Origin of the sequence: Paraglaciecola sp. MB-3u-78 (genome assembly GCF_002835935.1) — a bacterium.
Classification (GTDB): domain Bacteria; phylum Pseudomonadota; class Gammaproteobacteria; order Enterobacterales; family Alteromonadaceae; genus Paraglaciecola.
On record NZ_PJCF01000005.1, the window covers coordinates 337,258 to 352,661 of the forward strand.

Sequence of the window (15,404 nt, forward strand, 5' to 3'; positions counted from 1 at the left end):
AAAGTTCAATGGCGTTTACGTAAATCGTTGCAAAGTCTTGGTTTTTTATTTACAAAACGTCGTGTTAACCTAATGAAAATAAACATAAAAAATGCACCTATGATGATCAAAACATTTTCTTTCATACTTGGCCTTATGCTTAGTTTTACTTCATTAGCTGGTTCAGTGCAGGTACTTGATCCTAACGTGAGCTTTCAAGCTGTTCACCGTATCGGTAAGCATATTGTGGCAAGCGGCACGAATGGTGGGATTTATCAAAGTACTGACAATGGTCAACACTGGAACAAGATTACAGGGCCTGAGAATAGTCTAGGTTTGCAGTTTAGAGATATTCAATTATTGAGTAACGGTGGACTCATCGTAATGAGTGCCGGTGAAGGTGATACATCACGAATATACCGCACTGATGATGGAAAAAATTGGCAGCTACAAATTGAAGGTACACGAGCATCCACCTTTTACGATTGCATGCATTTTGTTAACGATCAGCAGGGCTGGTTATATGGTGATTCTGATCAAGATGGCTTGTTTATTTTGGCCACAGTCGATGGTGGCAGTCATTGGAATAGACAAGACCTAGTCGTTGCAGCACAAGTAGGTGAGGGCGGCTTTGCCTCAAGCGGTACTTGCTTAAACAAGGGGCATGATAACAATATTTATATTGGCACCGGTAATGCTCTTATCCCACGTGTGTTCATACAAAAAGACCAAAATTGGCAAAGTCTTGATACCCCTTTTCAGGGTGGAGAAGCCGCTGGCGTGTTTAGTGTGCAACAAGCTGAACAATGGCTTTACATCTTTGGCGGTAGCTTAAAAGAAAATCAAAATCCTGCCAAAGTACAGCGTTTCAATCTAAAAACAAAGTTGTGGAGTTCCTTGCCTGAAGTGCCATTGAACGGCGCTGTTTATGGTTCTGGGCTAATAAATAAAGGCAATAAAATCATAGTTTTAGCAGCTAATCCGGAAGGTGTTAGTTTATGGCAAGAAGGATCAAAATCATGGACGATTCTCAGTAAAAACAATATTTGGAGCCTAGCCTGTGATGACCAATTTGGATGCGTAGGTGTAGGTAAAGATGGGCTCGTAGAGAATTTCACTTTTCGTTAATTTAGTTAGTATATTTAATCTAAGATCATATTACTCAATATAAATATTTTAGGATGGCAGTGACCGTTTTAGAGGTGACAGTACGTGCAGCTGATGCTTTGATTGCAAGCCCCCTTAGGGCTTGATGACTAATAAGCTTGCACCCCAAACTTCAACAACAACCGCGGTAATATATCATCCAAATTCTGCACGTCTTCAGCGTTGAGTTGAATAATCTTAAATCCGTATTTTTCGTAGATAGCTAATTTCTTTTCTTTGCGGGCTAAATACCTAGGATCATTATCGTCACTCCAACACTCGATATAGACTTTGCCTGTTGGGATATAAAAGTCACTATAGACGTTTTCTTCAATGGGTAATTTACGTTTATAAGCATGCACAATTTCAGCCATGTATAGCCAGTTATCAATAAGCATTTTTGCTTTAGAGTGGACATAATGCCCGTCAGTTGTGCGGTATTTGGCCTCAAGGCTAGTGCCTATTTCTAATGAAGTTAATGAAGAATCGGTGTTATCGGATGGTGATGGGCTATTTGAACCGGTAATATCGGCTATGGAGCTTAATAATGAGCTTGATTGAGTGATTGTTTCTGGCCACCTAACATAAGGCACCCCCGAACGAGAATCTTCACTTTGAAGCGCCCCTTGTTTGAGGCCTTGTTCTGTGACGATCCAGCCCTTCAAGCTTTTATTAATCCATCCAAGCTCTGAAAAAAGATAATTCAATTTGTTTGCCGAGATACCAAATTCTTTGCCAATCTTAGTTGAGCTAACCAGTTCAACAGCGATGTCAGGGCTTTGATGTGGAGGTAATTGAGTTAAATCAAAATTTTCAGGCCATTCAATGTAATCACCAAGCTTTACTGACGTTTTAATCCTTCCCCCTGCCAGCTTGCCCTTTGCAGTTAAAGCCCATTTCTCAGCCTCGCGCAGAATGTAGTTAACTTCCTGAAGCTTAGCAAAAAGAATCTTTGGCTCAAGACCAAGATGTTTAGCAGTAGCAGTGGTAGAAAAATATTTGATGAATCACTCCCTCAGCTAAATGAATTGAATAGTGTATCTGAATACTTTAATAATCGGCAATAAAAAACCGGCTTTCGCCGGTTCTTCAAATACTCTTTAAAAGCTCGTGGCTCGTAGGCTAAAACTAAACCCTAAACTGTTGCACCGAGCTTTGTAATTCCTCTGCAAGTTTAGCCACTTCATTACTAGATTCAGATGTTTGATTCGCTCCGACTGCGGTTTCCTCAGCAATATTCACGATATTCTCAAGTTTTTCACTGATTTCTTGTGACACCACATTTTGTTCACGAGCAGATTGTTCAATTTGGCTGCTCACATCATGGGCTTTGTGCACCGCATCTGTGATGGATTCTAGGGCTATAGTCGCTTTTTCAGTTTGCTCTACACAAATTGTAGTTTGCTCCTTGCCTTGATTCATTACAGTTACGGCTCTTTCCGCTCCTGCTTGTAAGACTTCAATCATCGAGTTGATTTCTTGTGTTGATTGTTGGGTGCGACTTGCCAACGTTCTTACTTCGTCTGCTACAACCGCAAATCCACGACCTTGTTCTCCGGCTCTAGCGGCTTCTATTGCTGCGTTTAGAGCGAGTAGGTTGGTTTGGTCGGCAACCCCTCTAATCACGTCTAAGATACCGCCTATGCTAGCACTGTCTTGATGTAATTTGTTAATCACCTCGGCCGCTTCTTCTACATCTTTAGCTAACACCATAATTGTTCTTTTGTTTTCTTCTGAAATTATTTTGACTTTTTCTGCTTCAGAGTCAGCGTGTTTAATTTGATTTAGAGTATCTTCGGCACTCTTAGTCACTAGTTGCGATGTGCTGTGCATTTCAGTGGTGGCAGCCGCAACTTGTGCTACTTGAGATTTTTGGTTCTGGATTGAGCGAGTGGTTTGTGCCGTTACCGTAGATGTTTGTTCAGCTGCAGCTGCTAGTTGTGCCGCCCGTGAACTGATACCTGATATTAAGGTTTTTAAGCTATCAATTAAGTTGTTGCAGTTTTTGGCTAAGTCACCAAATTCATCCTGCCCAGAATCATCGAGTCTTCGTGTTAAGTCGCCTGTAGAAACAACATGGAGCATTTCGTTTACTTTGTGCAACGGTCTGATAATGGCGAGTACGGTTCCATAAGCAATACCCGCAGCGATGATCACGGAGATTAAACCAATAACGATTGTGACTATTTTGCCGATACTCACTGAGTCTGCCACATCTTTCTTGGCATTTTTTGCCTTTGCGTCGGCAAGTTTAAGGAGATCATCGAGCTTTTTAACCGCATGTTGAATATTATCTTCAGACGCTTGATAGGCTGTTACAGCTTGATTACGGCTGTTTAAACGTTTGATTTGAGATTGAATTAGGCCATTAGGAGAGGAAATGGAGTCGGTGACGCTTGCAACTAATTCATACAACTCTCTCAATGTACCACTGTCATCTCTGTCACCTGCAATGGTTTGAATTTGCTCCCTTTTGTCTCTGATTTGATCTACTACTAATTTAACTTCATTGCCTATAGTGTCGGCTCTTACTAAGTTTTGTGTCTTAACATATTCTGCACCAACGGTGAGCAGTGACGTAAGACTTGATTCAAGACCATTGGCTATTTCTGCTGCTTTCTTTAATTGGCTATTGCTTTGTACTTTTTCTAAATCTGCAAAATCAACGATTAAAGTTGAACCATCGTCAGCGTTATCTTCAATATTGCTGAGTACATCTAATGCCTTGTTACCAAACTCTAAGTCGGCTCTTTTGTTGTCGAATATTGAGTTGACATTTTCTATATATTCACGATAAATATTTTCCGTTTCGATCAACGACTCGCGTAAATCTTGCTCAGCACTGACCACACTAGTGAGGGTGCGTAATTCATTATCAAAATTGGCTTGGCTGTTTTCGAAGGCAGTTTTTTTTACGCTTAAGGCATCTAATGTTGTCTCATAATAAGACTCTGTGGTGAGACGTCCCATATTCAAAAATGACACTTTTAATTGACTACTACCACTCACTGTGGGCAGGGCTAAAGTATTAACCTCTTCAGTGGCACTATCTATACTAGATAAACTGGATACTGCTACTACTCCCAAAATAACTAAAAGCAGTGTAATAATCCCAAATCCACCGACAACACGGGTAGCTACTGTAATTTTCATTGAATGGCCCTAAATCAAGTTGGCAGTATCCGTACTGGCTTTATATTTCTTTATAATTTGACTGCTAAATGCAACCTATTCTTATTCAATATAAGACTATACGCGAATGAATAATAATTTGTAATATTAGAATTTTAATTTTTAGACTAAAATCTAATCGATTGTTTATAAGTCTATATATCGACTGGTTCTGATAAATCTTGATATTCTACCGAACATATTTCACCACTCGAAAGTTTTTGCATCGTCATGTTTTGTCCCCAAACGTAGCCAGTATCTAAGCCACAAAATTGTTGAAGCTTGGTGTCTCCATTCAGTGAAGCCCAATGTCCAAATACCACCTTTTGGTTCGTTTTGAGTTTTTTATTCATCACGTTAAACCAAGGTGTTAGGTTATCAGGCGCTAGCTCTGGTGATGTTTTGCAACTAAAATCAAGTTCATTATGATTTTCAATAAAACGCATACGAGTCATGGCATTGATGATAAAGCGAAATCGTGCTGCTCCCTGCAATGATTTTTTCCAAGTTGAAGGTTCATTTCCATACATGTTGACTAGAAATTCTTTCCAATCTTTTGACTGCAATTGTTCACTGATTTCATGGCTAACTTTCAGTGCTTTTTTTACGGACCATTGAGGATATAAGCCCGCATGGGTGACTAACGTATTTTGGTCGGCCAGCAAAGCTAGGGGTTTGCACCTTAACCAATTGATAAAGATTTTGAGCTTTGGACTGGTAAGCAAGATGTCCAAATTATCATTGGGTTTGACCTTGCGAATGCCCGCGTAAATAGCTAACAAATTTAAATCATGATTGCCTAAAACCGTATCAAAACTGCCTTCTAGGGAATACAGGTAATCCAGTGTTTCAAGGGGTTGGGTGCCGCGGCCAATCAAATCTCCTACAGCAATCAAGTGGTCGTTTATAGGCGAAAAGTCGACTTTTTTTAGTAGCTTCTGCAATCCTTCAAAGCAACCTTGAATGTCTCCAACAATATAAGTAGCCATAGGTGTTAATTAACTATGTTAGGAACAGCTAAACTAAAAACACTGATAGCCGCTTCAAAACGTTCGCCATCTTGTTGTTGCATTTCGTAGAAGCCTTGCATGGTTCCCACTGGAGTATCTAATACGGCGCCACTGGTGTATTTAAAATACTCACCAGGGAGAATGTGAGGTTGTTCACCTATCACTCCGGGACCTTGTACCTCAGTTTTTTTGCCATTTCCATCTGTGATAAGCCAATATCGATTAACCAGCTGTACTGAATGTTGTCCCTGATTATGGATCGAAATTTTATATGCGAACGCATACTTATCTTTATCGGGTACCTGGTTTTTTAGATACTGAGTCTCAACTGTAATCTCAACTTTATTAATTTGCTTCATCTGTTATTTGACACTGCCATACACTTTGAATTCTATACTAAAGAGTCTACCGCATTGGCGATGTTTGCATACTGCTGTAACGATAAATTTTCAGCTCGTAATTCGGGATTAATATCTATATCAATGAGTTGTTGTTCGCTTAAGCTTTCTTTTAAGCTATTGCGAATTGTTTTGCGCCTTTGGTTAAATGCTTGGGCACATACTTTATGCAAGGTGTCTTCATTGATCAAAGATACGGGTTTTTGCTGATGGGGTATCAGCCTAACTACAGCTGAGTCTACTTTAGGGGGAGGGTTAAATGCGCTTGGTGGCACTTGTAATACAGGTATAATCTGGCAATGGTATTGAGCCATAACAGATAAACGACCATAACTTTTATTACCGGGAGAGGCGGCTAAGCGATTCACCACCTCTTTTTGCAACATAAAGTGCATATCTTGTACTTTATTAGTAAAAGAGAATAAGTGGAACATCAAAGGTGTTGAAATATTATAGGGTAGGTTGCCGAAAATACGTAAAGGTTTGTCGTCTGATGACTTATCTTGTGATAAAAGCTCAGAAAAGTCATATTTTAGTGCGTCGGCTTCAATAATGGTGAGCTTGCTAGCAATAAAAGGATGGGTTCTTAACCTTGCGGCTAGATCCCTATCAAGTTCAATAACAGTGAGTGCATCGATTAATTCGCAAACCGGCTCAGTTAACGCACCCAGTCCGGGGCCAATTTCAACCATGTGTTGGTCTTTTTGAGGCCCGATGACGGTAACTATTTGGTCGATAACATAGTTGTCATGTAAAAAATTCTGTCCAAAACGTTTTCTGGCTGTATGCCCTAAATGTTGTTTAGTCATTCTTTTTGCGCTGCTATTGATATGGCTTTTTCGATGGCAAGATTAAAACTGCCTGCGTCTGCATGACCGGTACCCGCTAAATCTAATGCTGTACCGTGATCCACAGATGTACGAATAAAGGGTAAACCTAAGGTGATATTGACTGAGGCTCCAAAGCCTTTGTATTTCAATACAGGTAGTCCTTGATCATGATACATGGCTAACACAACGTCAGCTTGCTCTAAGTATTTTGGATTAAAAATAGTATCGGCGGGTAAAGGCCCCGTGATGTTCAATCCCTCTTCGCGCAAAGCATCAAGTGCAGGTATGATAACCAGTATTTCCTCTTTGCCAATATGCCCATTTTCACCCGCATGAGGATTGAGACCACAAACAAAAATATGGGGGTTTTTGATACCAAACTTCAACATTAAGTCGGTATTGACTATGTGTAGTACCTTATGTAAACGCTCAAAGGTAATAGCCTTAGAAACATAAGCCAAAGGAATATGAGTGGTGGCAAGCACGACTCTTAGACCTTCTGTCGCTAACATCATGACTACGTCATTGGTATTAGACTCGTGTGCAAAAAACTCAGTATGACCACTAAAGGAGATGCCGGCTTCATTAATGATGCCTTTGTGAACAGGGCCTGTTACTACAGCATCAAATTCACCATCTAGATTTTTTTTACATGCTTGGCGCAAGGTTTCCACTACATAGTGGCCATTTTCGCTGTCTAATTTACCGCTTATAACGGGCACTTTAGTTTTAATATCCACTAAAAATAACTGCCCAGCAGGCAATGTGTGCTCAATGCTTGCATCATACGGGACTAAGGTAATGGCTAAGTTTAGTTGTGTAGCACGTTGCCTAAGCATGTCTCCATCGGCAAATGCCACCAATTGTACTGGCCACTCTTTTTGGGCAATACCCAGGAGTAAATCTGGACCAATACCCGCTGGCTCGCCAGGGGTAATGGCTAATTTTAATGGTTTCAATTATTCGCCTTGCTGCGTTAATACTTCAATATAGGCACTGGCACGTATTTCTCGTAACCAAATGTCAGATTCTTCAGCAAATTTACGTTGAAATAACAACTGATGGGCTTTTTCTTCTTTACGTTTTTCAGTCGCATCACCTACACGTTTGCCGATTAACTGCATAAGATGCCAACCGTATTGAGTGCGAACAGGCTCACTGATTTCGTCCACTTCCAATTTAGCTAGGGTATTTATGAATTCAGGAACATAGATGTTTGGATCTGCCCAGCCTAATTCTCCACCTTTTAAAGCTGAACCAGTATCGGCTGAATGCTCTTTGGCCAACTCAGCAAAATCTGCTTCACCGGCTAAAATTTGTTTGCGGAATTCTTTGAGCATTTTTTCCGCTTTTTCATCGCTTAAGATAACCGATGGTGCGATTAAAATATGTCGTGCGTTTACCTCGGCTATTTCGACCCTTTCTATACCACGAAGATCTATGACCTTCAATATATGAAAACCAGCGCCACTTCTAATCGGACCTATTAAGTCGTCTTTGGATTTTTTTTGCACTGCTTCGGCAAATAAGGTGGGCATGGAGTTGATATTCATCCAGCCCATATCTCCGCCTTCTAACGCAAGAGATCCGCCTGAAGAAGCGGTGGCAATTTTGGCAAAATCTGAACCTTTATTTAGCAATTCAAGGACTTTATTTGCTCGAGTTTTCGCCTGCTCTATATCTGCATCTGTTGGCTCAGGTGGAAACTCAATTAAGATATGTCCTAAGTTGTATTCCGCTTGTTCATCGCCTTGCTCATCAATCAGAGTGACCAGATTACTAACTTCTTGTTCGGTAATGTAAACACGGCGGCGGACGTTAGCACGGCGCACTTCACCGAGTATCAGTTCTTTGCGGATTTCTTCGCGGTAGGTGTCATAGCTGACCCCTTCTTGGGCGACTTTCTCACGAAACTGGGCAATATTCATTTTTTCGCCCTGAGCAATATTCAGGATAGTTTGCTCAAGTTGTGGATCACTGATTTGGATACCCATACGGTCTGCCATTTGCATTTGCAGATTATCTAAAATCAATTTTTCAATCGCTTGGGTGCGTAAAGCTCGGTCAGATGGTAGTGATTGGTCATTAAGCACGGCATTACGTTTTACCACTGTGATTAATTCAGTTATCTGACTCTCTAACACCACACCTTGATCAACGATCACAGATACGCTATCTAACAGTTCAGGTGCTGCCTCTGTCTTAAGTGATAAGAAAGAGCTAATTAAAAGGGCTACTACTATTACTTTCATGGTTATCTTTACTTTTTTAGTTAAATGCGTTGTTTGATTACGCGGGTGATATGTCAAAAGGTTAGCAACAATTAGTTAACTCAAACCCCAATTAGTTCCATACACAAGACAGTCTATATCCAAACAACCTTCACTTTAGTTCAACACACAAGGCAGTCTATATCCAAACAACCTTCACTTTAGTTCAATATCTAAGATCGTCTATATCCAAACTACTTTCACTTTAGTTCAACATACAAAATCGTTTATATCCAAACAACCTTCGCTTTAGTTCAATATCTAAGAGCGTATATCCAAACCAGCCTTTTATTTAGTTCAATAGATAAGGGCGTCTATATCCAAACAACCCATCTCTTAATAAGTTTCGACTGGTGAAGTATACATGAAAGCCCGACTCAAATTCAGTGGTACTTTGTGCTCCATTATTATCAAAACGGTTACTTAAATTACGTTGGGCAACAAAACTGACATTCCAGCAACATGATTCATATTGCACGCCAGTATAACTCTCCACTGTTCTGTTTAGTTCTAAGTCATGATACCAGCGACCAACCCATTGCCAATTTTTAGCTAAGGACCAGCTTGCTGTGATGCCCACTTGATTAATTTTTTCTGAGGATAAATCCCTTACGTATCGGTGGTTTATCTGAATAATTTTGTTTTCGGTAAGTTGATATTCCAAAGACAAACTACTACGTTCGATTTTATCGGTAATAGTTGAAACCTGAGCCTGAGTATGTGCATACCATTTACTGCCTATTTGCCAATCGAGTTCTGCGGCTAATGCCGAACGGTCATCATTTTTAGAAGCATCAACCACTTGGTTGTCTTTTAAATAAAATATTTGTCCTAAGCTTAATTTAAAACGCTCTTGGTTATTTTTATCAATAAATCTTGATGTCAGACCTACAGTTATTTGATTGTTGTCGCTGATACGATCTAGACCCGTGAATTCTTGCCCTCTGAATAACCCCGCAAAGTCATTAAAAAGCCGAGTCGTATCATATCGACCAATGATGCTCTGGTCTTCGAAGCTGGTATATAAGTATTGGACTTTAGGTTCGAAGGTTTGGGTTGCATCTTTGCCAAACCAACTCGCTGGTCTCTCAAACGCCAAGGAGCCATAAACTTTGGCTTGTCCTAAGGTGCGAGAAATATTCTTTTCAAGTGCCAAGTTTTGAATGTTTTTTTGAATATACCGAGTATGTAAAATAGTCGCTTCTGCTAGAAACTCGCTCCATTGATTTTGAAAGGGATAACGGACTGTAGGCGCAATATGAAAACGCGTTGCAGTTGGGTTCTCTAATTCACCACTTTCAAAGTAGGCTAACTCTGAGTTCACTTGAAATTCCGCCCCTAGGCCTATTGGCGTTAAATAATTGAGTCTGATTTCGGGTAATGCTCGATAACTGTCGGGATGGTCGCCCAATACTTCAAAGTCTCTAAATTGGGCGGTAACATCTAGGCTCTGAGAAAAATAACTCACACCTAGTGTTTTATATAAATGCGTATCTGCTCGATTGAAATAATCAGAGCCTAAGTCAACAATATAGTTGTCATCACTCAAACCGTTGATATCAGCATTCACTCGCCAGTTTTCACCAATCTGTCCACTGTGAACAAATCGATAAAAGTATCGTTCGGTGTCATCGTCTAGGTCCAGATCGTCAGGCAAATATTCAATATTTACCTGACCAGTCTGTTTCTCAGTTAAATACCTGAATTCGGTTTTAAGCTGGAATCCACGCTCGGTCATAAACCTTGGACTAAAGGTTAAGTCATAGTTGGGTGCAATATTCCAATACACTGGTTGTTCGACACTTACCCCTGTGGAACTGTTACTAGCAATACTCGGGTAGAGGATACCTGATTGTCTTTGGTTGTTAATTGGGAAGGAAAAATAGGGTAAATACAGCACTGGCAGGTCTTTAATATAGAATCGTGCATGTTTAACCACTCCTCTCGATTGGTCAGGTGTGATCTTTATATTACTTGCTTGGATACGCCACACTTCATTGTCCACTGGGCAAGAGGTAAAGCTCGACTCAACAAGATTGATACCTGTATTTTCGCCAATGGCAATTTTTTCTGCTTTGCCGTGACCTTGTACTCTATTTAGCTGATACAAAGATTGTTCAATGAGTAATTCATTCGTCACTCTGTTTAGCTGCACATTTTGACTGGATACAGTGATGTTATTGTCTTGAAAACTGACATTGCCAGTGGCATTCAGGGTCTGGGTTTGTCGATTGAGTAAGGCTTGATCCGCATTAATTTTGGCTTGTGAACTATCGATTTCTACTTTGCCTTTGAAGTGCGCAAAAGTATCTTGGTTGATTTCACTATCTTCTGACTTTACTTGGATTTGCCCTTCAAGTAGCGAATTATCGAGATTAGGCCCAGGCAATGGAACAAAACAGACTTCTTGAGCATCAGCTAGCCCAATCGACATAAGCAGAAGGCTAATAAATAAGAATTGTTTGTTTTGTATACTAGGCAAGTACAAAGTGACCTAAGGTTGGGTTTAAAACAAGGAGTTAATACATAATTTTAAAGGTTTCAATGAGATTTACCAGTAAACTTGCAAAAAAACCTATATTTCGCCATTCTTAACTTTCATCCAACAGCCAACTTCGTTCAATAATAAGAGATCCCCTTGGAAACACTGTTAACTTTCAAGCAACTTCGACAACAGCAATTACACATATGGATTAACCAAAACACTGACTTCGATTGTCAAACGTTGGAAATAGTGTCTGGCGATGCCGGTTTTCGTCGATACTTTCGATTTGTTCACCATGAGCAGTCGATTATTGCAGTCGATGCGCCACCTAAAAGTGAAGACACCAGTCAATATATTGCAGTGGCGCAAAGTTATCGAGAAAAAGGAATAAAAGTCCCTGAAATATATGCCTACGATCTTGCTCAGGGATTTTATCTTCAGCAAGATTTTGGTAATCGCCTGTTTAGTGACATTTTAACGGTTGATTCCTGTGACCTGCTTTATCCCAAAGCATTAGCCAACATTCCCATTATTCAAGGTTGTTTATCCACTGAGAAAGGGCCATTACCAGATCATGATGACGTATTTATCGACAGGGAATTAAGTCTTTTTACAGATTGGCTATTGGGTCAATATCTGCAGTTAGATTTGACTGATGTCGAAGAAAAAATGCTAAGTAAGGTGTTTGATGATGTCAAACATTCATGTCTGATCCAACCTAGGGTTGGGATGCATAGAGATTATCACTCCCGCAACTTAATGTTGCTTGAAAATGATGATGTAGGGGTGATTGATTTTCAAGATGCAGTAGTCGGGCCTATTACTTATGATGCGGTTTCGCTACTAAGGGACAGTTATCAAGACTGGCCAAAAGTAAAAGTGCTGCAGTGGTTACAAAATTGGCATGCAGAATATTATGCTGAGTATCCTTGGGGTGAATTCAAAATGTGGTTTGATTGTGTGGGGATGCAAAGGCATATCAAGATTGCAGGGATCTTTGCTCGTTTGAGTATTCGCGATAACAAACCGAGTTTTTTGTCGGACATTCCTCACACATTAGATTATCTGATTGATGAAGCCAGTCAATATCCTGAATATGCTGAATTCGCTAGTTTTGTACGTGAGCGAGTGTTGCCAAATGTGTTGCAAAAACTAAAGTCTACTCAGCATGAACCTTAACACTGCGATGATTTTAGCTGCAGGTAGAGGAGAGCGAATGCGGCCTTTAACCGATTCTGTGCCTAAGCCTCTGCTGAAAGTCCAAGGTAAACCTCTGATTGAATATCACCTTGAAGCGCTTAAGTGCTCAGGTTATGAGCGCGTTGTTATCAACCATGCATGGTTAGGTCAACAGATTGAAAGTGTCTTGGGTACAGGTGAACGTTTTGGTTTGGAGATACTCTATTCTGCTGAGCCTTGTGCATTAGAAACAGCGGGAGGCATAATTAACGCATTGCCATTGCTTTGTTCAAACTCAAAGGATGAAATGTTTACTGTGGTTAACGGCGATATTTTTACTGATTTTAATTTTGAGACTTTACCCCGTTTTTTATCCGAAGGGGTAGAAGCTCATTTGGTGATGGTTGATAATCCTGATCATAATCCAAAAGGAGATTTTTATTTTACGGGTCATGGTTTAGACCCTAAACAAGGATCTAAATTAACGTTCAGTGGGATCGCTGTTTATCGTAAAAGCTTTTTTGCACAGCACCGCTCCGGGGTGAAAGCTTTGCCCCCTATGTGGCGAACAGCCATTAACCAAGGTTTAATTGCAGCGCAACATTTTACGGGTCAATGGACAGATGTGGGTACCCCACAACGATTAAATGAATTAAATAAAAAAATTAACGGAAGCAGATGATAGGTAAAATTTTAGGTACCATTTTTGGTTTTATGTTTGGGCGCATCCCTGGTGCGGTTTTAGGTTTTATAGTCGGACATATGTTCGACAAAGGTTATAGTAAAGATTTCAATCAAACCGGTGGATTCAACCGTTTTTTTGCTAGTAAAGATGAATTTAAAACCCAAGCTGTTTTTTTCCATTGCCTGTTTTCGGTGATGGGACATGTAGCCAAAGCTGACGGCAAGGTAAGTGATGTCGAAATACGTATGGCTAGCACCTTGATGGATCAGATGAACCTTGAAGGCGATATGCGTAAAGAGGCACAGCAAGCTTTTAGAGATGGTAAAGCTGAAGACTTCGCTTTGAAACAAACGGTTCAAGAGTTTAAAGAGTCCTGCCATGGTCGCCGTGATATTTTGCAGGTGTATTTAGAAATCTTAATTCAAGCGGCTTACGTTGACGGCAAACTGGATAAAGCCGAACAAACTATTTTAGAGACAGTGTCTCAATACTTAGGCTTTAGCCAACACGATTTACTCTACTTAATGTCAGCATTTGAAGCGGAAATGCGCTTTAGGCAAGGGGGAGGGGGTAAACAGCAGACCAATGGGAAAAAGTATTCTTCTCAACAATCCTTGGATGATGCCTATAAAATTCTCGGTGTTAAAATATCCGACGACGGTAAAAATATTAAGAAAGCTTACCGCAAGCTGATGAGTGAACATCACCCCGACAAATTAGTCTCAAAAGGTTTACCTAAACAAGCCCTAGAGATAGCAAAAAATAAAACCCAAGATATTCAGTCAGCCTATGAAATGATCAAGGAAAAACGCGGGTTTAAATAGCACAGTTTTATGCTGAATAAGCGTTGTTTGGTTTCAACTATTTATTTTACCGTTCCTCCCTTGAAGTCTCTGGTTGTTGGCCTCGTCACCATGACGCCAGTGAATAACCTGTATTATTCATCAACAGCCAGAATACTGAGGGGGGAGGCCCATACTGGCGACTCCCCCATTTTCACTGCAATACCTGATGCGAGTCCTGAGTTTGGTATACTTACTTTGAAGGCAGTCGTGCCTGACGACGCTTCGTCTTTGGTAAATAGTTTTACGCCACCATAACCAAAGGCATCTCCAAGTATGTTGTGGATTACCCATGTTTGAACTTAGTTGATTAAGCCAATCTTCAGTTTTTGTTCATGCTTTTCATTCCACACTAACGACAAGTTTGAAAAGGAAAGTGAAATGAAAAATTCAAGTTTGTTATTATTAAGCGGTGTATTTTTATCAAGCGTTGCATGGGGTACCGAAAATGAAAGTTGGCGTGCTCAGTCAACTGAAAAACAATTTGAGCTGACAAGTGGGGTAATGTACAAATCGTCTAAGGATGATCACACCAATGTGCTCTCTGTGACTCCCAGTGCACAGTCAAAAGGGGCAACTAGTGCTAATAATACAAAACACGAACAGGCTAGAATATTAACCCTTAGACCAGAGGCTAAGGTCTTTAATCAAGAATTTTGGATTTTTGACGCATGGGTTGAGTTTTATAGTGATACCGACAGAGATGGCTACTTTAATCACTTCTCTGTGGAGTTTGACGCCGATACTCAATTCAGTTCAGCAAAAGTGTACGCCAGATTATATTTGGGCAAAGATGAAGTATTTAAGGAATATCATACAACCTCTAACTTCGACATTTTTTCGGACAACAGTGATGATAGTTTTGTCGTAGAAAGTGAATTGTTAAACGGTTTTTCTTCTGCTGAATATGAAGTGCTAATTGAATTATATGATGCCTACAGCGATGAACTAGTGGCTGTTTTTGATGGTAATGACGATGCGGATTTGTATTTATTATCCCTAGAGAGTAAAGAGTACGAGTCTACCCAGGTAATTATTGTTCGTGAGCATGGTGGCAGTGTGAGTTTATGGGGGTTGTTGCTATTACCGGTATTACTCATTACACGCCAATATCGAAAATCTTAATGACATTAGAACAGGGCGTTTAAAAGCTGATGTTAGGGTCAACAGATCCTAACATCAGCTTAATTGGTTTTTGGTGCGTTAGCATCGACCACTTCAGTCGTGACTTTTTGGACCAATTTAACCCGGCCGTGTTTCACCAAAGTGTCTCTTAGAACATATTCGATTTGGGCATTGACGCTGCGCAGATCATCATCTGCCCAGCGTTGCATGGCTGCCAATACGTCAGCGTTTATTCTAAGAGGAAAAGCTTTTTTAGACATGGTATTCCCAGTGTTTTAAGCACG

Annotated in this window: 15 protein-coding genes; 6 read left to right on the plus strand and 9 right to left on the minus strand. The window is 40.3% G+C overall.

Annotated features, from left to right (window positions below; all coding sequences use genetic code 11):
* Positions 1-72 precede the first annotated feature (72 nt).
* On the plus strand, positions 73-1,107 hold the full coding sequence (locus tag CXF95_RS12595; protein WP_232787815.1) for a hypothetical protein: 1,035 nt from the start codon (positions 73-75) through the stop codon (positions 1,105-1,107).
* Between the two features lie 128 nt (positions 1,108-1,235).
* Here the strand turns inward: CXF95_RS12595 and CXF95_RS12600 are convergent, their stop codons facing one another.
* The 8 genes from CXF95_RS12600 to CXF95_RS12635 all read right to left on the minus strand — a co-directional run bounded on the left by CXF95_RS12600 (position 1,236) and on the right by CXF95_RS12635 (position 11,286).
* Entirely contained in the window at positions 1,236-1,832 is a 597-nt protein-coding gene (locus CXF95_RS12600) for a glycerol kinase (RefSeq protein WP_232787816.1), read from the minus strand.
* A gap of 421 nt (positions 1,833-2,253) precedes the next feature.
* The gene (locus CXF95_RS12605) at positions 2,254-4,278 is read right to left on the minus strand and encodes a methyl-accepting chemotaxis protein (protein WP_101199021.1); all 2,025 of its coding nucleotides are present in this window, start codon (positions 4,276-4,278) and stop codon (positions 2,254-2,256) included.
* Positions 4,279-4,451: 173 nt separating this feature from the next.
* Entirely contained in the window at positions 4,452-5,285 is an 834-nt protein-coding gene (locus CXF95_RS12610; protein ID WP_101199022.1) for a symmetrical bis(5'-nucleosyl)-tetraphosphatase, read from the minus strand.
* 5 nt (positions 5,286-5,290) lie between these two features.
* Complete coding sequence (gene apaG / locus CXF95_RS12615; protein WP_101199023.1) at positions 5,291-5,665, minus strand: Co2+/Mg2+ efflux protein ApaG; 375 nt, start codon at positions 5,663-5,665, stop codon at positions 5,291-5,293.
* A 32-nt stretch (positions 5,666-5,697) separates the two neighbouring features.
* The gene (rsmA, locus tag CXF95_RS12620; RefSeq protein WP_101199024.1) at positions 5,698-6,513 is read right to left on the minus strand and encodes a 16S rRNA (adenine(1518)-N(6)/adenine(1519)-N(6))-dimethyltransferase RsmA; all 816 of its coding nucleotides are present in this window, start codon (positions 6,511-6,513) and stop codon (positions 5,698-5,700) included.
* Positions 6,510-7,493, minus strand: a complete 984-nt coding sequence (gene pdxA, locus CXF95_RS12625) for a 4-hydroxythreonine-4-phosphate dehydrogenase PdxA (RefSeq protein ID WP_101199025.1) — start codon at positions 7,491-7,493, stop codon at positions 6,510-6,512. Before pdxA ends, rsmA begins: the two co-directional genes overlap by 4 nt.
* Positions 7,494-8,786 (minus strand): peptidylprolyl isomerase SurA, encoded by a 1,293-nt coding sequence (gene surA / locus CXF95_RS12630; RefSeq protein WP_101199026.1) that lies wholly within the window; start codon positions 8,784-8,786, stop codon positions 7,494-7,496.
* A gap of 310 nt (positions 8,787-9,096) precedes the next feature.
* Entirely contained in the window at positions 9,097-11,286 is a 2,190-nt protein-coding gene (locus CXF95_RS12635; RefSeq protein WP_232787817.1) for an LPS-assembly protein LptD, read from the minus strand.
* 156 nt (positions 11,287-11,442) lie between these two features.
* On the opposite strand from CXF95_RS12635, the gene CXF95_RS12640 reads away from it, so the two are divergent.
* From CXF95_RS12640 to CXF95_RS12660, 5 genes are all read left to right on the plus strand, one after another.
* Complete coding sequence (locus CXF95_RS12640) at positions 11,443-12,468, plus strand: aminoglycoside phosphotransferase family protein (RefSeq protein WP_101199027.1); 1,026 nt, start codon at positions 11,443-11,445, stop codon at positions 12,466-12,468.
* 7 nt (positions 12,469-12,475) lie between these two features.
* Positions 12,476-13,150: an N-acetylmuramate alpha-1-phosphate uridylyltransferase MurU gene (gene murU / locus CXF95_RS12645; RefSeq protein ID WP_101199293.1), complete on the plus strand. Its 675-nt coding sequence runs from the start codon at positions 12,476-12,478 to the stop codon at positions 13,148-13,150.
* Positions 13,147-13,977 (plus strand): co-chaperone DjlA, encoded by an 831-nt coding sequence (gene djlA, locus CXF95_RS12650; protein ID WP_101199028.1) that lies wholly within the window; start codon positions 13,147-13,149, stop codon positions 13,975-13,977. Before murU ends, djlA begins: the two co-directional genes overlap by 4 nt.
* 9 nt (positions 13,978-13,986) lie before the next feature.
* Positions 13,987-14,253, plus strand: coding sequence for a hypothetical protein (locus CXF95_RS12655; RefSeq protein ID WP_101199029.1), 267 nt, complete (start codon positions 13,987-13,989; stop codon positions 14,251-14,253).
* A 123-nt stretch (positions 14,254-14,376) separates the two neighbouring features.
* Complete coding sequence (locus CXF95_RS12660) at positions 14,377-15,120, plus strand: choice-of-anchor H family protein (protein ID WP_101199030.1); 744 nt, start codon at positions 14,377-14,379, stop codon at positions 15,118-15,120.
* A gap of 59 nt (positions 15,121-15,179) precedes the next feature.
* Here the strand turns inward: CXF95_RS12660 and CXF95_RS12665 are convergent, their stop codons facing one another.
* Entirely contained in the window at positions 15,180-15,380 is a 201-nt protein-coding gene (locus tag CXF95_RS12665) for a hypothetical protein (RefSeq protein ID WP_101199031.1), read from the minus strand.
* Positions 15,381-15,404 lie beyond the last annotated feature (24 nt).

Coding starts and splice junctions, on each gene's coding strand:
- CXF95_RS12595 (WP_232787815.1), top strand. CDS start 73: ATGAAAATAAACATAAAAAATGCACCTATGATGATCAAAACATTTTCT.
- CXF95_RS12605 (WP_101199021.1), bottom strand. CDS start 4,278: ATGAAAATTACAGTAGCTACCCGTGTTGTCGGTGGATTTGGGATTATT.
- CXF95_RS12610 (WP_101199022.1), bottom strand. CDS start 5,285: ATGGCTACTTATATTGTTGGAGACATTCAAGGTTGCTTTGAAGGATTG.
- apaG (WP_101199023.1), bottom strand. CDS start 5,665: ATGAAGCAAATTAATAAAGTTGAGATTACAGTTGAGACTCAGTATCTA.
- rsmA (WP_101199024.1), bottom strand. CDS start 6,513: ATGACTAAACAACATTTAGGGCATACAGCCAGAAAACGTTTTGGACAG.
- surA (WP_101199026.1), bottom strand. CDS start 8,786: ATGAAAGTAATAGTAGTAGCCCTTTTAATTAGCTCTTTCTTATCACTT.
- murU (WP_101199293.1), top strand. CDS start 12,476: ATGATTTTAGCTGCAGGTAGAGGAGAGCGAATGCGGCCTTTAACCGAT.
- djlA (WP_101199028.1), top strand. CDS start 13,147: ATGATAGGTAAAATTTTAGGTACCATTTTTGGTTTTATGTTTGGGCGC.
- CXF95_RS12655 (WP_101199029.1), top strand. CDS start 13,987: ATGCTGAATAAGCGTTGTTTGGTTTCAACTATTTATTTTACCGTTCCT.
- CXF95_RS12660 (WP_101199030.1), top strand. CDS start 14,377: ATGAAAAATTCAAGTTTGTTATTATTAAGCGGTGTATTTTTATCAAGC.
- CXF95_RS12665 (WP_101199031.1), bottom strand. CDS start 15,380: ATGTCTAAAAAAGCTTTTCCTCTTAGAATAAACGCTGACGTATTGGCA.